This window comes from Arthrobacter humicola (genome assembly GCF_022803015.1).
GTDB classification, from domain to species: domain Bacteria; phylum Actinomycetota; class Actinomycetes; order Actinomycetales; family Micrococcaceae; genus Arthrobacter; species Arthrobacter humicola_A.
The window spans coordinates 103,141-123,724 of sequence record NZ_JAFKON010000003.1; the positions used below are offsets into that span (position 1 = coordinate 103,141).

Genomic DNA, 20,584 nt, shown 5'->3' on the forward strand with positions numbered 1-20,584 from the left:
GTTTCACTCCTACCCTGTGAAGCAGGTACGCGAGCTCTACGAGAGCGGCTGCGCTGCCAACGGTCTGAGCGGTGACCCGCTGTCGTCGGTCACAGATTTCAACGTGGAGGAATTCAGGGTTCGGGTCTATGACCCCCGCAACACCGGAGGACCCACCCCCGCCGTTCTGTTTTTCCACGGCGGGGGATGGGTCATGGGCAGCCTCTCAACTCATGACGGGTTGTGCCGTCGATTGGCCTCCCTCACCAACCTGCCCGTCATTGCGGTGGACTACCGACTTGCCCCGGAGTATCCCTACCCGGGCGCGATTGACGACAGCCGCAGCGCGATGCGTTGGCTCTTTGATGCCGGCAACGAGCACGGCCTGGACGTGACCGAGGCTGTGCTCGTCGGTGACAGCGCGGGAGGGCAATTGGCCGCAGTCCTGGCCAATGAGAATGCCACCGCAACGGATCCCCTGCCCGTCGTTGGCCAGGTCCTCATGTACCCCATGGTGGATCTGACTATGTCATCACCCTCCTACGAACGCATCACCGATGGGTTCCCTCTGGTTGCTGACACCATCGCCTGGTTCGCTGACCACTACCTGCCGGAGGGCTTAGACCGCTCTGCACCGGGTATCAGTCCCTCCATGGCTCAGCTCCCCGCAGGGCTGCCACCCACCTACGTGATCACTGTGGACAACGACCCGCTGGTTGATGAGGGGGCAAACTACGCCGCCGCCCTGGCCCGGGCAGGCACGGAGGTCCAGTACCAGCACCTGCCCGGGTACGCGCACGGATTGTTCACCTCCGCGGGACGTATTCCTCGTGGAGAACAAATAGTCAACCAGGTCGCTGCCTTTATCAGGGACCGCACTATCTGACTTCGATCGAGTACGTCCCTCCATCCAAGAGCCGATGTGGCCAGTCGCGCTTCCGGTGCCTGAGCCCGTTGAGCTGTCATTCAAAGGACGGTGATAGCCCGCCAATCTAGCGGCCGGGTTATCACCGTCACTCACGTTCTTTAGGAATCTTCATGACTACTGCCCTCGTTGATCCGACTGCTGTCTCACGCCAGCGTGAAGCCGATCTCCTTGCCTCTGTCCCCACCGGTTTGTTGATCGGAGGTCGGTGGCGGGACGCATCCGACGGAGGCACTTTCGATGTTCGCGACCCTGCCACCGGGGAGATGCTGGCTACGTTGGCCTCGGCCACGAGCGAGGACGCCGTCGCCGCGCTCGATGCGGCCGACGCCGTGCAGGCGTCGTGGGCACGCACTGCACCGCGGGAACGTGCCGAGATCCTGCGCCGGGCCTTTGACCTGGTGACGGAGCGTACCGAGGACTTCGCTCTGCTGATGACGTTGGAAATGGGCAAGCCGCTTGCCGAATCCCGTGGGGAAGTCACTTACGGTGCGGAATTCCTGCGGTGGTTCTCGGAGGAGACGGTCCGGGATTACGGCCGGTACCTCACTACACCGGAGGGCAGGAACAAGATCCTGGTCCAGCACAAGCCGGTGGGTCCGTGTCTGCTCATCACGCCGTGGAACTTCCCGCTGGCCATGGCTACCCGCAAGGTGGCCCCGGCCATCGCCGCGGGATGCACCATGGTCCTGAAGCCGGCCAAGTTGACCCCGCTGACCTCCCAGTTTTTTGCGCAGACCATGATGGAGGCCGGCCTCCCCGCCGGTGTCCTCAATGTGGTGTCCTCTTCCAGTGCCTCGGGCATCTCGGGACCGCTTCTGAAGGACTTGCGGCTGCGCAAGGTCTCCTTCACGGGTTCCACTCCTGTGGGCAAACGGTTGATGGCCGACGCGTCGCAGAACGTTCTGCGCACTTCAATGGAGCTTGGCGGCAACGCACCCTTCATCGTGTTTGAAGACGCGGACTTGGACAAGGCCGTCGAAGGGGCGATGGCAGCGAAAATGCGGAACATGGGCGAGGCCTGCACGGCAGCCAACCGGTTCCTGGTCCAGGAATCCGTCGCCGACGAATTCACTCGGAAGTTCGCCGCGGCCATGGGCGCCCTGGCCACCGGCCGCGGCACCGAACCCGGCACCCAGGTGGGACCCCTGATTGATGCCGGTGCCCGCGACGATGTACACGCGTTGGTCAGCGCCGCCGTCGACGCCGGCGCCACCGCCGTCACCGGCGGCGCACCGGCGGACGGCCCCGGCTACTTCTACCCGCCCACCGTCCTGACCAACGTGCCCAACGACGCCGCGATCCTCCGCCAGGAAATCTTCGGCCCCGTTGCCCCGGTCACTACGTTCACCACCGAAGAGGACGCCATCCGGCTCGCGAACTCCAGCGAATACGGGCTGGCCTCCTACGTCTACAGCCGCGACTTTAACAAGCTCCTGCGCGTAGCCGAGCAAATCGAATTCGGCATGGTCGGCTTCAACGCCGGCATCATCTCCAACGCCGCCGCACCCTTCGGCGGAGTCAAACAGTCAGGCCTCGGCCGCGAAGGCGGCTCCGAGGGCATCGCCGAGTACACCACCACCCAGTACATCGGCGTCGCCGACCCCTACGCCGGCCGGTAACTGAAAACGCCCTAAAGCCAGCCTTTACGGCCGCGCACTTCCCGGAGCGGCAACACTTAACTCCCCTCTACCATGAGCGATCTCCCTGATCGTCAAACTCAAAGGAATCTTGATGAAATGCAATCTTCATCAGCAAGCTCAGGGGAGGGAACGTGCAAACGCGGCCCGGTCACGGACAGGTCCCCGCTCCCCTGAATTCGTTCCCAGCGGCCCGGACCGAGGAGTGGCCCGCCCGCCCCTCGGTCCGGCAAGCACCACGCCCTGGAATCGGACTGCATCCTCCCCCCTGCGGACGAACGCAGCCATGCTCACACGCATATGCAGGTGCGACAGCAATGATTTCGTTTCTAACAGTGCGGCCCTTCATACGATCAACGCGCCGCACTCTGCCGAATGCAGCCAACCGCGTCCAAAACCAGCCCTCCAGGTTCCCAGCAGTGTCGAACCGCAGGACGGCTGCGAAGAAGGCTGCCACTACTGCAACGGGCCGGAAACGGACTGAAATCCGGAGATGCGCCGGCACCCGCCAACTGCAGGGCCGGAGCCAAGCGCCCATAGGGGTGAGGTGAGCACCGATCCACCGTTTACCGCTCAACGAACTACATAACACAGTGAAAAGGAGAACGAGATGACGCGCGAAGAAGCCTACGCGAAGTGCCCTTCCGATTCGTACGTGGAGTTGTACGGCGGTCACTGGCTGGTCGTCCCATTCGCACCCGTCGTCCAGCCCCGTTCTTCACCTGCCTGCCAGGCAGCCAGCATGTAGCGCGACAGCTGGCTGTAAGCGGAACCTAACCGGCCTGGAGATCACCAGCTCCAGAAAATGCGGGACCTGCCGATTGTCCCGACGAATTACAGCGCGACGTCATCCCGCAGGGACCCGTCCCCCACCGGATCACTTGAACCACCAGGTCCTCCTACTCTCGCAGCTGAGAGGACCTGGTTTTAAGTGCCTCAGGATCCACGGATATGGGGTCTTAGGACTATAGGCGTCCTTCAACGGCGACCTAATGCTTAGGAACATCAAAGAACCATGACGTCAGCCAATGAACAGCAATTGCAACGGCACCAAGACGTGTGCCCCACTGCGACAACCGGTGACCTTGCACCAATAAGTGGCTGGTGGAGGCCGGACGGTGACCCCGCGCCATTTCGCTACCTGGAGCAAGGGGAAACCATGCCACGACTAGGTGGAAAACACACCCTCTGGACCATTGTGTTCGATTTAGCGCCCTCATCCAGAGTTCATGTTGCCAAGTTGCGGCCCTGACCTGCTGAGGGGCCTCATTCCCTCGGCCCCACAAGATTTGAGAGTACGACTACTAGTCCGATCCCTGAAACAGGAGGCAAGCGTTGGTGGAGACTGAAAGCATCTTCCACGATCCCCTCGCCGGCCTCGGAGCAAACGAGCTGAACCGTGAGCCCATCCAAAAGCCGGACAGGAATCCCCGAAAGCGGAAATACTCAAAGAAAACAAGAGGCAGTCCTACGCGGATGGAAGCGATGGCAGCTGTTTCACAAGAACTCGCCCGCCTCGCATCCCTAAAATCGAGCGCACGTCGCTGAACCGGCCCGGGTGCTCCCTCAAAGCGCACTGGCCCGCGGCACCAGCACCATCTAAGGCTTAGCACCATAACACCGGGTCTTACGACCAGATGAAGGAAAAACCATGCAAAAAATCATTGCTGATCTGCAAGTCCAGAACCCGGCAGACAAGGAAAATCAGCTGACGCTAGCGCTAATAACAGCTATCAAGGCAGCCAAAACAGAAAAAACCTTCGGCGTACTCATCACCCGCCATCATTACGCGAAATTCACCGTCGGCCTATCTCCCACGGTGCCGTACGGACAGACGCATGAACTAGACTTGGCCCCCACCACCGCAAGTTACCGGACAGCGACCGGCATCTAGCACCAGTGCGTCCAAGAAGAAGTTCGTCCAGTTGGGGCACCCCCCAACCTGACGTCAGGCACCCCGCCGAATGGCCGTCAGAATAGGGTCCAAACCGCCATTTCTAGACACAACCTCGAGAAGATCATAGATCTCAACCTGACAGTTTGGCAGGGGGATTTCGGTGGCAGGTTAGCGAATCGGGTACGTGCGGGTGAGCACCTTGGGCCAGAACGAGCAGCGTCAGCTCGAAGGCCGGACACTGGACCGGACCTTCACAGACAAGGCCTCCGGCAGAGACACCGTCAGGCCCCAACTGGCCGAACTGATGCGCTTCGCCCGCGACGGCGACACTGTCGTGGTGCACAGCATGGACTGGCTCGCCCGCAACCTAGATGACCTGCGGTCGCTGGTCCAAGCTCTGACCAACAAGGGCTCTGCGTGTTAGCTGTGGGCTTCCGCCGTCCGGAGCGTCCCTACGGATCCCCGGCGGACCAGCGTGGCGGTGAACTTGGGCGCGGGGGTCAGGGGAGGCAGGCCTTCGATTTTGCGGATCAGGGCCTTCGCGGCGGCGGCGCCCATGTTGTAGACGGGCTGGGCGATGACTGTCAGCGGCGGGGTGGTCAGACGGGTCCAGGCGAAGTCGTCGTACATGAGGAACGAGACGTCCGCCGGGATGGCGAGCCCCAGGTCCTGGATCGCCTCCACGATGCTGAGGGCGATGAGCCCGTCGGATGCGACGACGGCGGTGGCCGGGTTCGGTACTCGGAGGACATCGCGGGTAATGCGGCGGATGGATTCCGCATCGCAGGCGTTCAACCGCACGAGGTCCTCAGGGAAGGGCAACCCCTGCTCCTGGAAGGCCTGCTGCATGCCGTCGAGGCGGTCTGCGATCTGCGAGGAGTCGAGCAGCATTCCGGGGCGGTATGGAGATTCGGTCGTTAGTGTGGAAATGAAGGCGATCCGGCGGTGTCCGGCCTGCAGGAGGTGCCGCGTGGACTCGTACGAAATATCGGCCATATTCACTGCCATTGTTTCTATGTCCATCTGCCCGGCCTTTCGGTCCAGCAGCACCATGGGCCGGCCGGAGTCCTGAACTCGTTGTAGATGCTGCGTTTCGACCGAGGATGCCGGTGCCACGATCAGACCGTCCACACGCTTGTCCAGCAGCACCCGGACAGCGTCTATTTCGGCTGCCGTGTCCTCGTCGGTGTTGACCAGGATGACGTTGAAGCCGCTCTTCTTGGCGGTGTCTGTGATGCCCCTAGTAGCCAGGCCGAAATGGGGGTTTTCGATGTCACCGACCACCACCCCGATGGTGTGTGATTTCCCCGTGTTCATGCTGCGGGCCAGCTCATTCGGGCGATAGGAGAGTTCCTCCGCCGCCGCTAGAACGCGCTCCCGGACTTCCTCGCTGACGGCACCGTAATTTCCCAGTGCGCGGGCAGCCTGAGCCTTGGATACCTGGGCGGCCTTCGCGACATCCGCGACCGTGACGTCCCGCCGCCTCGAACCGTTACTGCTCATTGCGCGGCCTTTCGAAAGGGCCTTGACGGCCGTTGTGGTGTGGGTTACATTTTTTAGCAACCCCGATGTGAGTCCGGTCTCAATCGTAAGCGTTGAGACCGGACTCAGCAAGGGATCCAGATAGAGGGCCTAGGGCCGCCTAACTTCCACGATTGGAATAATGAAGTGACTAAACGATCGATTTTTCGCCCGGGGGTGATCGTTGCGGCCGCTGTTGCAACGCTTCTGGCACTTTCAGGCTGTGGGGGTTCGTCCCCTGCGGCGTCCTCGACGGCCGAAAACCCGTACGGACTGATCCAGCCGGGCACCATCCGGGTGGCGAGCCTGGGCGACTCAAAGCCCTACACCTTCACGGACGCCCAGGGTAACTTCACCGGCTTCGACGTCGAGCTCTTCAAAGACGTCGCCCACCGCGCCGGGGTGGACAACGTGGTCTTCACCGGCCAGGACTTCTCCGGACTGCTCGCCGCCGTCTCCAACGGCCAGTTCGACGTGGGCGTGGCCGCCATCGGCATCACGGACAAACGCAAGGAAACGGTTGACTTCTCCGACGGCTACCTCGCCGGCTACCTGACGGTCCTCACCACCAAGGACTCGGGCATCAAGGATGCCAACGGCTTGTCCGGCAAACGGCTCGGCGTGGTCCAGGGAACCCTGCAGGAGGCTTACGCGGTCAAGAACTTCACCTCCGCGAACCTGGTCCGCTTCCCAGACAACAACACCGCGATCTCGGCCGTCAACAGCGGTGCCGTGGACGCCCACTTCCTCGACTACGAGGCCGCCAAGGCCTACGAGAAGCAGTACGGGCTGGTCAGCGCCGCGGACATCCCGTCCTTCGACGCCCCGGCCGGCTTCGCCATCGCGAAGGGCAAGACCGCCTTCAAGGATGCCCTGAACAAAGGCCTTGCCGCGGCCATGGAGGACGGCACCTGGAAGAAGCTCTACCAGAAGTGGTTCCCGGGCTCCCCGATGCCCAAGCAGTACCTGCCCAAGGCCGAGCAGGCCGCGAGCCCGGCCCCCAGCCCGTCCGCCAGCAAGTAAACGTCCCCACACGCACCGCAAGCACGCACGTCCGGCATCCGGCCCGACGGGCACCTGAGCGGGCGGACCGCCACCGGCGGTCCGCCCGGGTTCCACAAGCTACCTACGTCTGAGAGCAACCATGGACTGGTTAAGCACCATCATCCGTACTTTTTTCGATTTCAAAGCGATGGCCGAAGTTCTGCCCCAACTCCTCGGCGTCGGGCTCCTGAACACCCTCATCATCTCCATCGCCGCGACCATCATCGGCGTCGGCCTGGGCATGATCATCGCGGTCATGGGCATCTCGCCCTCCAGATGGCTGCGAGTTCCGGCCCGGATCTATACCGACCTCTTCCGCGGCCTGCCCGCGATCCTGACCATCCTGCTGATCGGCCAGGGCTTCGCCCGCTTCAGCCAATCGATCTTCGGTCCCTCGCCCTACCCGCTGGGGGTCATCGCGCTGAGCCTGATCGCCAGCGCCTACATCGGTGAGATTTTCCGCGCCGGTATCCAGAGCGTGGACAAGGGCCAGGGTGAGGCATGCCGCGCGCTGGGCATGAGCTACGCGAAGTCCATGGCCCTGGTGGTGGTTCCGCAAGGCGTCCGCCGGGTCCTGCCGGCGCTGGTGAACCAGTTCATCGCGATCGTCAAGGACTCCTCGCTGGTCTATTTCCTGGGCCTGCTGGTCACGGAACGCGAGCTCTTCCGCGTGGGCCAGGACGCCGCCGTGCTTTCCGGCAACCTCTCGCCCCTGGTCATGGCCGGCATCTTCTACCTGCTGATCACGGTTCCCCTGACCCATCTGGTCAATTACTTCGATAACCGCTTCCGCACCGGCCGCCGCCGCCCCGCCGCACCCAGCAGCGGGCTGAAGGAAGTCACAGAACTCGACGCGGCTTCACCGCTGATCACCGGGAGCAACACATGAGCCTCGCCAGCAACACCGCAAGCAGCACCAGCAACGCCAAAGAACCAGTCCCGGACATCGAGACGTTCCACGGCTCCAGCCTGGAACTGAAGAACCTGACCATGGCCTACGGCGACGTCGAGGTGCTCCGCAAGGTCAGCCTCAACGTCGCCCCGGGCACCACCACCTGCATCATCGGTCCCTCCGGCTCCGGCAAGTCCACGCTGCTGCGTGGCGTCAACCGGCTGCACGAACCCAAGAGCGGGGACGTGCTCCTGGCCGGCGAGAGCGCCCTGCAGGTCAAACCGGACCTCCTGCGCAGCCGCATCGGCATGGTGTTCCAGCACTTCAACCTCTTCCCGGACCACACCGCCCTCGAGAACGTGGCGCTGGCCCTCTGGAGCGTCAAGGGCATGCCCAAGGCCGAAGCCAGGGAACGCGCCCGGCGCCGCCTCGCCGAGGTCGGTCTTGCCGAACGCGCCGACCACCGCCCCCGCGACCTCTCCGGCGGACAGCAGCAGCGCGTCGCGATTGCCCGAGCCCTGGCCATGGAACCGGAAGTCATGCTCTTCGACGAGGCCACCAGCGCCCTGGACCCGGAACTGGTCAAGGGCGTGCTGAACCTCATGGCAGGCCTGGGCCGCCGAGGCATGACCATGCTGGTGGTCACGCACGAGATGGGCTTTGCCCGCAAAGTCGCCGACCAGGTCGTCTTCATGGACGAAGGCGAGGTCGTCGAGTCAGGCACGCCCGCCGACCTCTTCGACAACCCGCAAAGCGAACGCCTCCAGCGATTCCTCTCGGAAGTGCTCTGATGGAGACCCTGAAGGGAAACACCGCCGCGGCACCCATCCGCACCGCCGTCGTGGGGTTCGGCATCTCGGGCAAAGTCTTCCACGCGCCACTGATCGCCGCCGATCCCGCCTATTCCCTGGACGTCATCGTCACGGCCGACCCGGACCGCGCCTCGGAGGCTGCAAGGCTCTACCCGGACACCCGGATCGTCCCGACCCCGGAGGCCCTGTTCGCCCTCGCCACAGACCTTGACCTCGTCATCCTCGGCACGCCTCCGCTGACCCACTTCGACCTCGCCGCAACGGCCATCGCCCACAACCTCCACGTGGTGGTGGACAAGCCCTTCGTCACCACGGCGGCTCACGGTGAAGAACTCATCAGCAGGGCGTCCGACGCCGGCGTGCAGCTCACGGTATTTCAGAACCGACGCTGGGACGCCGACTTCCTGACGCTCCAAAAGCTCCTCAAGGACGGCGCCCTGGGGGAGGTCCGGACTTTCGAGTCGCGCTTTGAATGGTGGCGGCCGGAGGGCTTCGGGAACTGGCGGGACTCCGCCACCCTGGCCGAGGGCGGCGGCATTCTCCACGACCTCGGTGCCCACCTGATCGACCAGGCCCTCCAGCTCTTTGGCCCGGTCGCGGAAAGCTACGGGGAGACCGCCAACCACGGACATCCCGACGGGGCCGACACCGAGGCCTTCGTGTCCCTGCTCCACGAATCCGGGGTCCGCTCACGGTTGTGGATGAACGGCATGGCGGCCCAGGTTGGTCCTCGCTTCCACGTCCTGGGCTCCGAGTCCGGCTACACGAAATGGGGCCTGGACAGCCAGGAACCGGCCCTCGCCGCCGGCATGACGCCGTCGGATCCCGCCTACGGCGTCGAACCCCAAACCCATTGGGGGACCTTGGGTATCGACGGCGGCGCAGTGTCCGTACCGGCCGAGCAGGGTAATTACCCGCGGTTCTATAGGGATCTCGCTGCAGCCCTCCGCGGCCCGGAGCCATTACCGGTTCAGCCCGCCGAGTCCCTCGAAGTCCTCCAGATCATCGAAAAAATCCACGCCCTCGCCTAACCGGATCACTTCCGGACGAGCCAGCACCCGTACAGCCACAATTCTTTAGAAAGGGAGAACCCATGTCCTCCACTGCTTCAGCCAAACGCGTCGCCATCATCGGCGGCGGCATCCTCGGCGTCTCCACCGCGGTCCACCTGCTCCGCGACGGCGCCTCCGTGATCCTCCTGACCGAACGTGGCCTGGCCAGCGAGGCGAGCGGCCGTTCGCTGTCGTGGCTGAACTCCGCCGGGGAACGGTCAACCCCGTACCACCAGCTCCGGGTCGCCGGCGTAGACCGCTACCGCACCCTCTTTGCCGCCGACCCAGGCCGGGACTGGCTGCAGTTCGGCGGCGGCCTCATGTGGAATGCAGCCGGGCAGCGGGCCGTCACGGAAGCCCGCCACTCCTACGAAAAATCCGTCGGCTATGACTCCAAGCTGCTGGCACCTGAACAGATTTCCTCCGCCACACCGGGCATCGATGCCAAAGCCGTTCCGGAGAACGCCATCTTCAATCCCGGCGAGGGCTGGGTCAGCCTGCCCGATCTCGTGGACTTCCTGATGGAGGAGTTCCACGCCCTGGGCGGTGAACTCGTCCTCAACGCCGGCAAGGTGTCCGTGACGGTCGAGGCCGGCCGGGCCACCGGCGTCGAGACCGCCGCAGGGGAAACCTACGAGGCAGACGCTGTGCTCGTGGCGTGCGGTGCCGCAACTCCCGCCGTCGTCGCGCCCCTCGGCGTCGAGATCCCGAACGGTTCCCCGGTCTCGATGCTGGTGCTGACCAAACCCCTGGACCACGGGCTGAAGGCCGTGCTGAACACCCCCCGGGCCGCCGTCAGACCCAACCCCGGCAGCACCCTGGCCCTGGACCACGACTGGTATGAAGGGCACATCACCGAGCACGCGGACGGCTCCTTCAGCATTCCTGATGACGTGGTCCAGGAACTCGCCGATGAGGCATCCAAGCTGATCGCCGGCAACCCCGACCTGAAGCCGGCGTCCTGGAAGATCGGCTACAAGCCCATCCCGGGTGACGGCGAGCCGGTCCTCGGTGAACTCGGCCAGGTGCCCGGCTGCTTCGTGGCCTTCACGCACTCGGGCGCCACCCTCGGGCTCATCGCGGGCGAACTCCTCGCGGGCGAGATCCTGACCGGCGCGAAGCACCCGATGCTGGCCACCTTCCGGCCGGGACGCTTCTCCTAGACCGTCCGCAGGCAGGGCCTCCTGTCGGCCCTGCCTGCCGTCTACCGTTGTGGACGCAGGCAGCCCGTGTGAGCGGCCGTGATGAGCGCGGGCAGCTCTTCCATGTCTTTGAAGACCGTCGTTTGGGGTCCTTCCAGCCACTCCGGCGGAGTCAGGCCGCCGGCGTAGCCAAGGACACGCATGCCGGCAGCGCGGGCGGCCTGAACACCAAAGCGGCTGTCTTCGACTACCAGGCATCTTTTGGGCGGCACGCCCATCGTTTGTGCTGCATGGAGAAAGAGGTCCGGGGCGGGTTTGCCGTCCCGGACGTCCTCTGCACTGAAAATACGGCCGGAAAAGCGCGGCAGCAGTCCCGTTAGGCCCAATGTTTGCTCCAGCCTGGCGTGGCGGCTGTTCGACGCGACGCAGGTGGGCATCAGTATCCGTAAAAGCGCGTTCTCCACTCCGGCAATCGGCGTCAGTTCCTGCTCAAAGGCGTCGGCGTACCACTGCTGGTACTTGAGTTCCCAGTTTGGGGGAAGATCCCGGCCGAGAAAGGACTCCAGTTCCCGGGTGAAGTGGGTCGACGTCCGGCCCATGAAGCGGGCGACGATCTCCTCCTGGCTAAGGTTCCAGCCGTGGTCGGCAAGCACTCGCTGATCCACCTTGATGCTGAGAACCTCACTGTCCACAAGGGTCCCGTCGCAATCAAAGATGACTAAGTCCACGCGGTCTTCCATGGCTGTTGCTCCTTTCAGAGGACACTCCGCCTCCCGCCCATGAACGCGGACGCAGTTCCCCGATGTGTCAAAAATTCTGTCGGTCTTTTCGTTGACAGCTGGCCAATGTGATGCTTATCTCTAATAAGACATCAGTCAGGTGCCAGAGGATGTCTGACAGCCTACCAAGAGAGACTACGAAATGCTTAACTTTGATCAGGACCGCTTCGTTACCATCCAGCAGGGCTCCGTTGCCGTGGCGGAAAAGCTGGACGCCGCGGTGCGCCAGTGCCTAGATGACGGCGCCGAGAACCTCTTCTTCCTCGGCGCAGGCGGGGTGATGTTCCTGACCCAGCCGGCCCTGCGTCTGCTGCAGACAAAGTCCACGTTTCCCGTCCACTACGAGATGGGGGCCGAACTCGTGGAAGCGGGCTCCGTCCACCTCGGCCCCAAGTCCCTGGTGATCATGCCGTCCCTGTCCGGGACCACGAAGGAGGCCGTCGCGGCCCTTGAATATGCGAAGAACAAGGGCGCCACCGTCATCTCGCTCACCGGCCACTCAGATACGCCCCTCGCGCAAAAGGCCGACTACAACTTCACGAATTTCGCCGAGGACGACACCTCCTCCGAAATGTTCTACCTCCAGACCCTCCTGGTCTCCCTGTCGGTGATGCGGCACCGCGGAGAAATCGACAACTACGAGGAAACCGTCGCGGAACTGCAGACACTCCCCCGGCTCCTGGTGGACGTCAAGCAGTCCTTCGAGGCACGCGCAGCCGAGTTTGCCGCGACCATCAAAGACGAGAAGTACCACATCATCACCGGCGCGGGGTCGACCTGGCCGGAAGCCTACTACTACGGCATGTGCATCCTGGAGGAGATGCAGTGGATCCGCACCCGTCCGGTCCACGCCTCCGATTTCTTCCACGGCACCCTTGAACTGGTCGAAGAGGGCGTAAGCGTCATCGTCTTCAGCGGCGAAGACGAATCCCGCCCCCTGACCGAACGAGTAGCGCAGTTCGCCCCCCGGTTCACCGACAAGGTTCATGTCTTCGACACCAAGGACTTCGACCTTCCCGGAATCTCCGCCGAAACCCGGGCACTGATTTCCCCGATCCTCCTGGCCACGGCATTCGAACGCATCAGCGCCCACCTCGAGATCCTGCGCAATCACCCACTGACCACCCGCCGCTACTACAAGAAGCTGGAGTACTAGGCCGCGAAAGCGCGCCGGTACTCCAGGAAAGGCCAAATCGCATGAAAGCACTCTTCAAGGCCGTCGCAGCCGCCGGCATCGTGGCCGTGGCACTGACCGGCTGCGGTTCGAGCAGCACCGCAGGTCCCGCAGCAGCGCCTGCCGCCGACCTGTCCACCGTCAAGTACGAAGGCAGCGTCAGCGTCATCACCCGCTACGCCGGCGGAAACGCCGCCTTCTTCGAAAAAATGGCCAAGGACTACGAGGCGGCACACCCCGGGGTAAAGGTGAACCTCCAACAGGAATCGGACCAGGGGTACAAGGACAAAATCAAGACCTTGACCGCGTCCCAGAACGTGCCTGACGTCTACTTCACCTGGGCAGGGAATTACGCGGAACAGTTCTACGACAACGGTCTCGCCCTGGACCTGACCAACGTCATCGCCCCGAAAACGGAATGGGGCTCCACCATGGCCCCGCAGGCACTGGACGCCTTCACCAAGGACGGCAAGACCTATGGTGTTCCCCTCGGCCTGGACGCAAAGTACATGGTGTACAACAAGAAGCTCTTCGCCGACGCGGGCGTATCCGTGCCCACGGATCTGGAGGGGCTGCTTGCGTCCTGCAAGTCCCTGAAGGCGAAAAACATCGTTCCGATGTCCTTCGGCAACAAGGACGGCTGGCCGGCCATCCACTACATCACCCAGCTCAACAGCTACAACGTTCCGGCCGGCACGCTGGACAAGGACTACAAACCCGCCACCGCCTCGTTTGACGATCCCGGCTACAAACAGTCCCTGGATCAGTTTGCCCGGATCGTCGACGAATGCACGACCACGGGCAAGGGGGCCAACGGCACCGACTACTACTCCCAGCGCGACGCGTTCGGACAGGGCAAGGCGGCCATGTTCTACGTCGAGAACCTGGAGTTCGCCGCCGCCGTCCCCAAGGGCAGCCCAGCCGAGACGGACGGATATGACCTCTTCCGTCTGCCTGCCCCCGCAGGAGCCAAGGGCGACACCAAGGCCCTCACCGGCGCCCCTGACGGCTTCCTGATTAACTCCAAGGCCAAGAACCCCGCGCTGGCGGTGGACTTCATGAAATTCGTCACCAGCAAGCAGAACGCCGAAACCCTGGCCTCAACCATCGGCTTCCCGAGCCCGGTCACTGGCACCCTCAACGAGTCGAACTCCACCCCACAGCTGCGCTCGAGCATCGAGGATCTTCAGAAGGCCAGCCGGCTGTCGATCTGGCTGGACACCGTCACCGTGCCAGGGGTGGCAGACGCCTACCTCTCCGGCGTCGAGGGCATGATCAGCGGCACGAAAACATCGCAGGACGTGATGACCGCGGTGAAGGCCGCGTCCGATCAGGCGAAGTAACGTGTCAACCCAAGAGAAGACGTTCCCGCCGCCCGGCCTCAGCGCCGCGGCGGCGGGGACGCCCGTCCCCCGCCGCCGCAAGCCCGCCAGGAAGAAAAACACCTGGCACGGTCTGATCTGGGTGCTTCCTGGCCTGGTCACCCTGTTCCTTTTCGTCTACTACCCGCTGGTACTGAACTTCCGGTACAGCCTGGAAACATCCAACATCTTCACCGGTCAGCAGCGATTTGTCGGCCTGGACAACTACACCCGCCTGGCCGCGGATCCGATCTTCTGGAAGGCGCTGGGCAACAACTGCCTCTACGCGGGGATCTCCATCGTCTGCCAGGTGTTCTTCGCCCTCGTGCTCGCCTCCCTGATCGAAAACCTCCGCAACGAACGCTTCAGGGCAATCCTCCGGTCGGTCTACTTCCTGCCCTCGGCCATCTCCCTGACCGTGACCGGCCTGCTCTTCGCCTTCATGTACCAGCCCCAGGGCGGCCTGCTCAACGGCCTACTGGACGCTGTCGGCCTCGATTCCCTGCAACAGGCCTGGCTGGGAAACCCCGACACGGCCATGTTGGGAATCATCATGATGAGCCAGTGGCAGGGCTTCGGGTACTGCACGCTCCTCTTTGCCGTGGCCATCCAGCGCATCCCGCGGGACCTCTATGAAGCGTCAGCGTTGGACGGCATCGGCCCGGTCCGTCAGATCTTCTCGATCACCATCCCGCTGGTCCGCGAAATGACCGGGCTGATGATGATCGTCACGATCTCCGGGGCGTTCCAGGTCTTCAACGAAGTCATGGTCACCACCTCCGGCGGCCCCGACAACTCCACCCAAGTGCTCGGCACCTGGCTGTATCGAAGCGGATTCGTCAAGAACGACTTCGGCTACGCGGCAGCCATAGCCACCGTCATCTTCATCATCACCCTGGCCCTGGCCCTGATCCAGGTCCGCTACACCAACAAGAGGAGAGTCTGATGACCAGCCCCGTGCGTCTGTGGCCCATCATCGGCCGGCTCGTCCTGACAGGGTTCCTGCTTGGCCTCGTCATCGTTGTCCTCTACCCACTGCTGTGGATGTTCATCAGCTCGATGAAGTCCAACTCGGAGATCCTCGGAAATCCGTTCGCCTGGCCGGGCAGCCTTGACTTCAGCAGCTACGGCCGTGCCGTGGACCGGGGCGTCGGAACCTATCTGTTCAACAGCGTCCTGGTGACGGCCGTAAGCGTGGTGTCAACGACACTGCTCAGCGCCTGGGCCGCCTTCGGACTGACCCGGATCAACATCCCCTTCAGCAAACCGATCCTGATGATCATCGTCGGGGGCCTAATGCTCGCCCCGACGGTCGCCCTTGTCCCGCTGGTGAAACTCATGCAGTCATGGGGACTCTACGACACCTACTGGGCGCTCATCATCCTCTACACAGCCTTCCGGGTCCCCTTCACCACCTTCCTCATCCGCTCCTACATGATCGACCTTCCGATCGACGTCGACGAGGCGGCAGTCCTCGACGGCGCCAGCCGGCGCCAGACCTTCTGGCGGGTGACCATGCCCATGTGCACCCCCATCATCGTCTCCGCCGTCATCCTCCAGGTCCTCTTCGCCTGGAACGAGTTCCTGTTCGCCCTGATTTTCATCGGATCCGACAGCCTCAAGACACTCCCCGTCGGCCTGGCCACCCTCTCATCGCGTGCCGTCACCGACTTCCCCTCCGTCTTTGCCGGAATGACGATTGCCGCGGTCCCGATGATTGTGCTGTTCATCCTCGGACAGCGGTACTTCGTCCGGGGACTCGCCGAAGGCGTCGGACGATAACCACGCCGCCGGCCAGCAGACCGACCCATCAACGACCAGGGAAAGGACCCCAGAATGACAGCAGTTGAACGACCCACACTCGGGGCGATCGGAGACAACACCATCGACCAGTACTTCGGATCCATGAACCGAAGCTTCGTCGGCGGCAACGCCCTCAACGTCGCCATGCAGTTCAGCCAGCTCGGGCACCCCGCCCGCTACGCCGGAGCCATCGGCCCCGACGAGGACGGGCGCCGCGTACGCGAGGCGCTGGAAGGAAACAACGTCATCACCGAGGGACTTGTCATCCTCGACGGCGTCACCTCGATCTCCAAAATCCGGGTGGATCCAGGCGGGGAACGGGTCATCGAGTTCGAGGACTTCGCGGTCTGCGCCGACTACAAACCCGGCAACCGGGAGCTCGACGCTCTTGCCGAGTGCGCCTTCGTCCACATCGGCATGAGCCCCTTCGCAGACGAAATCAGAAAAGAACTCAGCCGCAGGGGTGCGCGCATCAGCCAGGACTGCGCCGTCAGCGCCGGATACGACCTGCTGGACGTCGCCTTCTGCTCCGCCGGCGACGACCGGAACGCCGCCCGGGCGATGGCCGAAGCCGCGCTCGACGGCGGCGCCCGCCTGGCCGTTGTCACGTGTGGGCCGGCAGGGAGCATCGCGTTCGACGGGACGTCATGGACCACGCAGGAAGCTGACCCCATCGACCCGGTGGACACCACGGGAGCCGGCGACAGCTTCATCGCAGGATTCCTCGCCGCCCTCGCGACCGGGGAAGAGCTTCAATCCTGCATGCGGGCAGGAGCAGCCACCGCAGCGAGGACGTGCCTGCACTGGGGTGGCTGGGCCCAGGACGGGCAATAATGGTTACGTTCCACTCCGGCGGAACACTTCACGCCAGGACCGACCCGGGCGGCCGACGACTACTACGAGCGCATGACACTCAGCTCCGCAGACCTAAAGGATTCACGATGACGACGTCCCTGAACCAGCCAGCCGCCGGCCCCGAGAGGGCCCCGGTCGGTGGCCGTGGCCTGATGTCGGTCCAGGTCCGGGACCGGCTCATAGGATACTTCCGGGAGAACGGCACCAAGCCCGGCGACCAGATCCTCAGCGAACCCGAGATTGTCGAACTGTTCAAGGTCGGCCGGAGCACCGCCCGCGAGGCCGTCAAGCTCCTCGAACACGAAGGACTCGTTGAGGTCCGCCCGGGACTTGGCCGGTTTCTGACCTCCCTGGCAACCGCGACCGTCGACCGGCCGGTCACCCGGTTCGAATCAGTGACTGAACTGCTCAAGAGCCTCGGATACGACGCACAGACCCTCGTGCTCTCCGTTGAAGAACATCAGCCCGAAGCCGCCGAACGGGAAGCCCTGAAGCTCTCCGAAGGAGACACCGTCGTGCGGCTGGTCCGGCTCCGCTCAACCGGGGAGGAGCCGCTGATCTTCAGCATCGACACGATCAGCAGATCCCGCATTCCCGGCCCGATCAAATACGTCGACTGGAGCGGTTCAGTCTCCACCTTCCTCCGCGACCAGGGATACCCGCTGTCCTTCTCAGCCGCACGGCTCCAGGCGGTAAACCTGCCCGCAGATTTGAAGCAACGGTACTCACTGGAGGGCCACGACCCGTGGTTCCTGATCACCGAAACAGCCGTCACCGCCAACGGTGAACCCGTCCTCTACGCCCAGGACTACCACCGCGGGGACACCTTCAGCTTCAACGTCCTCCGCCGCTGACGACCCAGCCACCGCTTCACCCCATCGGCCAGCACCGGGCACGCCCCGCACGGCCGAACCGTATTTGCCGTCCCGCCGGCCTCCTGCGCGCCCGGACGACACGTAAATGCCCCCGAAACGAGGAACCATGTCCAACCAGAAGCAGTTCAAGCTCCGCCCGCCCGTCATCGCCCCGGAAACGGACCAGTCTTACTGGCTGCAGTCCACCCGGGCCCTGGATGACACCCCGGCCCCTGCACTGACCGGACCCGCAACGGCCGATATCGCCATCATCGGTGGCGGCCTCACCGGGCTGTGGACCGCCATCCGGATCCTCGAAGCCGACCCCGCCCAAAAAGTGACGGTCCTGGAAGCCGACATCTGCGGCTCCGGCGCCTCCGGGCGCAACGGCGGTCAAATCCACTCCTGGTTCGAAAGCCTGGACCGGCTGGCCTCCGTCACCGGACCGGAGGAAGCCCTGCGCCTTGCCCAGGCGAGCAGGGACGCCATCCAGGAACTGAAAGCCCTCCAGGACGCGGGCGAAATCGACATGGACCTGAGGCTCGATGGATGGATCTGGAGCGCAAGCTCCCGTGCCCAGGAACAGGCCTGGGAGCCCGCCCTGGAACGGTGCCAGGAGAACGGCGCCGCGCCGTACCGGCGACTGGACGCCGCGGAACTCAATCGCAGGACCGGCTCCAGCGTCCCGTACACCGGCGTTGTCGAAGAGATGGCAGGATCACTCAACCCCGGCAAACTCATGCGGAACCTCAAAAAATACGCGATCCGCAAAGGCGTCACGATCCATGAACACACCCCCGCACTGAGCATCACCCCCGGCCGCCCGGTGCGCGTCCAGACACCAGGGGGAGAACTCAGCGCTCCCAAGGTCCTGATCGCCACCAACGCCTGGGCATCCTCCATTCCCGAGCTCCGCCGCAAAATGTACGTCGTCGACAGCCAGGTCGTCGTCACCGAACCCATCCCTGACCGGCTTGACGCATTGGGCTGGAAAGCCGGGGAAGCCATCTGCGATGCCCAAAACCAGGTCCTCTACTACCAGCGAACCGTTGACGGGCGCGTAGTTTTCGGCCGCGGAAGCGGCGGAACCATCGTCGGGGACCGCATCGGGGCCAAGATGAACCGCCACCCGCGATGGGTCCAGGACAGCATCCGGGAGTTCCGGCGCGTCTATCCCAGCCTCAAGGACGTCAAAATAGACTACGACTGGCTCGGACCCATCGATTGCGTTCCGGCGCACGTGCCGATGTTCGGAAACCTCAGCGGCCACGACAACATCTACTACGCCGTCGGTTGGAACGGTACCGGTCTGGCCCAGATCCCCGCCTGCTCACGCATCCTCTCCAGCATGGTTCTCGGGCTGGATGACCAATGGGGGCACAGCAAGCTGATCAACCAGGCTACTGCGAAAAGCCTCCCCCCGGAGCCGATCAGGTTCATCGGGGCAAGGACGGTCCGGGCCGCCCTGGTTCGGAAAAATGCCGCGGAAATCCGGGACCGGAAGCCCGGTATCCTCTCCGAAGCGGTGGTCCGGCTCATGCCCAAGGGAACCACCGAACACTGACCTGGCCGCCCGCCGCGGACACGCCCCATTCCGAAATAAAGCCACACGAATTCAAGGACTGACCATGTACCGCCTAACCGGCTCCAGACGTTCCTATGACTGGGGATCCACAACCTCCATGTTCGAATTTCTGGGACGCGACCCTGACGGGGCGCCTTTTGCCGAGCTGTGGCTCGGCGCCCACCCGACCGGTCCGGCCACGGCCCACACCTCCGCCGGGGCCGCCGGGCTCGATGAAGTCATCGAGGCAGACTCCATCAGGCACCTCGGCCCCAAAGTTCAGGCCGAGTTCGGGCGTCTCCCCTACCTGCTCAAACTGCTGGCTCCGGCACGGCCCCTGTCGATGCAGGTCCACCCCTCCCCCGAGATGGCACAGGCAGGCTTCCACGACGAGGAATCCCGCGGCGTGCCGCTGACAGACCCCACCCGCAGCTTCAAGGACGAGTACCACAAGCCCGAAATGGTGTACGCCCTCAGCCGCTTCGAGGGACTCGTCGGCTTCCGGCCAACGGACCAGGTCCACAGTCTCTTGTCCCGGCTGGACGGACCCGTCACGGCAGCCCTTCATGCGCTGAGTCCCGCCGCAGCGGACGCCGGCCTGCAGAACGCGCTCCGTCAGCTCCTGCAGCTCAGCGCAGCCGATGTTGACCACATAGTTGCAGCATGCCGGCAACTGGCCGTCACGAGCTCCGACCCTGAAGAACGCAGCGCGTACGGCACCGTTGACGAGTTGGCCCGCTTCTACCCGGGGGACGTCGGCGCAGTCGTCTCCCTCCTCCTCAACCGGGTCGTTCTGGAACCTGGCCAACTCGTCTTTCTCGGCGACGGCATCCCGCACGCCTACCTCAGCGGATTCGGGCTGGAGCTCATGGCAAACTCCGATAATGTGCTTCGCCTCGGACTGACATCCAAACACCTCGACAGCAACGCCATGCTCGAAGCACTCGATTTCACTTCATCAGGCTACGAAGTGGAATCCGCTCCCAACGGCGCCATCACGCATGTATTCTCCCCGCCCGTCCCCGAATTCGCACTCTCCATCAGCCACCTTGAGCATGCGGACGGCCCGCACACCTTACCTGGAGACGGACCCCGGCTGCTCACCTGCGTGGAAGGAACCATACAAGCAACAACCGACGGGGAAAGCCTCGGGCTGAGGCTGAACCGCGGGGAATCAATCTTCGTCCCGGCCGCCGACGGCCCCCTCACCGTCAGAGGCTCCGGAACGGTTGCGCAGGCCTTCGTTCCCTAAATAATCAGCCGCCTCGGCAGCCCGTCCCGCACGATGCG

At 63.8% G+C, this 20,584-nt stretch carries 18 protein-coding genes and 1 pseudogene; 17 read left to right on the forward strand and 2 right to left on the reverse strand.

The features are described from left to right. Nucleotides 1-16: 16 nt before the first annotated feature. The 4 genes and pseudogenes from ARTB_RS08030 to ARTB_RS08045 form a co-directional block, all read left to right on the forward strand. Nucleotides 17-865, forward strand: a complete 849-nt coding sequence (locus tag ARTB_RS08030; RefSeq protein WP_243178598.1) for an alpha/beta hydrolase — start codon at nt 17-19, stop codon at nt 863-865. 152 nt (nt 866-1,017) lie between these two features. Beyond that, nucleotides 1,018-2,526 (forward strand): NAD-dependent succinate-semialdehyde dehydrogenase, encoded by a 1,509-nt coding sequence (locus tag ARTB_RS08035; RefSeq protein WP_243178600.1) that lies wholly within the window; start codon nt 1,018-1,020, stop codon nt 2,524-2,526. Between the two features lie 1,669 nt (nt 2,527-4,195). Next, on the forward strand, nt 4,196-4,438 hold the full coding sequence (locus ARTB_RS08040; RefSeq protein ID WP_243178602.1) for a hypothetical protein: 243 nt from the start codon (nt 4,196-4,198) through the stop codon (nt 4,436-4,438). A gap of 178 nt (nt 4,439-4,616) precedes the next feature. Continuing rightward, nucleotides 4,617-4,853, forward strand: a pseudogene (locus ARTB_RS08045) (recombinase family protein); the annotation flags it as partial. Nucleotides 4,854-4,861: 8 nt separating this feature from the next. Here the strand turns inward: ARTB_RS08045 and ARTB_RS08050 are convergent. Further along, a complete protein-coding gene (locus tag ARTB_RS08050; RefSeq protein ID WP_243178604.1) occupies nt 4,862-5,944 on the reverse strand; it encodes a LacI family DNA-binding transcriptional regulator in 1,083 nt (360 codons plus the stop codon). A gap of 165 nt (nt 5,945-6,109) precedes the next feature. Here ARTB_RS08050 and ARTB_RS08055 point away from each other — a divergent pair, with 165 nt between their 5' ends. The 5 genes from ARTB_RS08055 to ARTB_RS08075 all read left to right on the forward strand — a co-directional run bounded on the left by ARTB_RS08055 (nt 6,110) and on the right by ARTB_RS08075 (nt 10,925). Next, nucleotides 6,110-6,985, forward strand: a complete 876-nt coding sequence (locus ARTB_RS08055; RefSeq protein WP_243178605.1) for an ABC transporter substrate-binding protein — start codon at nt 6,110-6,112, stop codon at nt 6,983-6,985. 121 nt (nt 6,986-7,106) lie between these two features. Beyond that, entirely contained in the window at nt 7,107-7,895 is a 789-nt protein-coding gene (locus ARTB_RS08060) for an amino acid ABC transporter permease (RefSeq protein ID WP_243178607.1), read from the forward strand. After that, nucleotides 7,892-8,689, forward strand: coding sequence for an amino acid ABC transporter ATP-binding protein (locus tag ARTB_RS08065; RefSeq protein WP_279294091.1), 798 nt, complete (start codon nt 7,892-7,894; stop codon nt 8,687-8,689). Before ARTB_RS08060 ends, ARTB_RS08065 begins: the two co-directional genes overlap by 4 nt. Then, nucleotides 8,689-9,741: a Gfo/Idh/MocA family protein gene (locus tag ARTB_RS08070; RefSeq protein WP_243178608.1), complete on the forward strand. Its 1,053-nt coding sequence runs from the start codon at nt 8,689-8,691 to the stop codon at nt 9,739-9,741. Before ARTB_RS08065 ends, ARTB_RS08070 begins: the two co-directional genes overlap by 1 nt. A 62-nt stretch (nt 9,742-9,803) precedes the next feature. Next, nucleotides 9,804-10,925 (forward strand): NAD(P)/FAD-dependent oxidoreductase, encoded by a 1,122-nt coding sequence (locus ARTB_RS08075; RefSeq protein ID WP_243178609.1) that lies wholly within the window; start codon nt 9,804-9,806, stop codon nt 10,923-10,925. Nucleotides 10,926-10,966: 41 nt separating this feature from the next. On the opposite strand, the gene ARTB_RS08080 is transcribed toward ARTB_RS08075, so the two are convergent. Next, complete coding sequence (locus tag ARTB_RS08080) at nt 10,967-11,644, reverse strand: HAD family hydrolase (RefSeq protein WP_243178610.1); 678 nt, start codon at nt 11,642-11,644, stop codon at nt 10,967-10,969. A 181-nt stretch (nt 11,645-11,825) separates the two neighbouring features. Here ARTB_RS08080 and ARTB_RS08085 point away from each other — a divergent pair, with 181 nt between their 5' ends. From ARTB_RS08085 to manA, 8 genes are all read left to right on the forward strand, one after another. Continuing rightward, nucleotides 11,826-12,839, forward strand: a complete 1,014-nt coding sequence (locus ARTB_RS08085; protein ID WP_243178611.1) for an SIS domain-containing protein — start codon at nt 11,826-11,828, stop codon at nt 12,837-12,839. Between the two features lie 41 nt (nt 12,840-12,880). Next, a complete protein-coding gene (locus ARTB_RS08090; protein ID WP_243178612.1) occupies nt 12,881-14,200 on the forward strand; it encodes an ABC transporter substrate-binding protein in 1,320 nt (439 codons plus the stop codon). Nucleotide 14,201: 1 nt separating this feature from the next. Further along, nucleotides 14,202-15,164 (forward strand): carbohydrate ABC transporter permease, encoded by a 963-nt coding sequence (locus ARTB_RS08095; protein WP_243178613.1) that lies wholly within the window; start codon nt 14,202-14,204, stop codon nt 15,162-15,164. After that, nucleotides 15,164-16,000, forward strand: a complete 837-nt coding sequence (locus tag ARTB_RS08100; protein WP_243178614.1) for a carbohydrate ABC transporter permease — start codon at nt 15,164-15,166, stop codon at nt 15,998-16,000. Before ARTB_RS08095 ends, ARTB_RS08100 begins: the two co-directional genes overlap by 1 nt. 54 nt (nt 16,001-16,054) lie before the next feature. Continuing rightward, nucleotides 16,055-16,855, forward strand: coding sequence for a PfkB family carbohydrate kinase (locus ARTB_RS08105; protein WP_243178617.1), 801 nt, complete (start codon nt 16,055-16,057; stop codon nt 16,853-16,855). Between the two features lie 107 nt (nt 16,856-16,962). Further along, the gene (locus ARTB_RS08110) at nt 16,963-17,730 is read left to right on the forward strand and encodes a GntR family transcriptional regulator (RefSeq protein WP_243178620.1); all 768 of its coding nucleotides are present in this window, start codon (nt 16,963-16,965) and stop codon (nt 17,728-17,730) included. Nucleotides 17,731-17,857: 127 nt separating this feature from the next. Then, nucleotides 17,858-19,294 (forward strand): NAD(P)/FAD-dependent oxidoreductase, encoded by a 1,437-nt coding sequence (locus ARTB_RS08115; protein WP_243178621.1) that lies wholly within the window; start codon nt 17,858-17,860, stop codon nt 19,292-19,294. Between the two features lie 64 nt (nt 19,295-19,358). Further along, the gene (manA, locus tag ARTB_RS08120) at nt 19,359-20,546 is read left to right on the forward strand and encodes a mannose-6-phosphate isomerase, class I (protein ID WP_279294092.1); all 1,188 of its coding nucleotides are present in this window, start codon (nt 19,359-19,361) and stop codon (nt 20,544-20,546) included. The last annotated feature ends 38 nt before the right edge of the window (nt 20,547-20,584 follow it).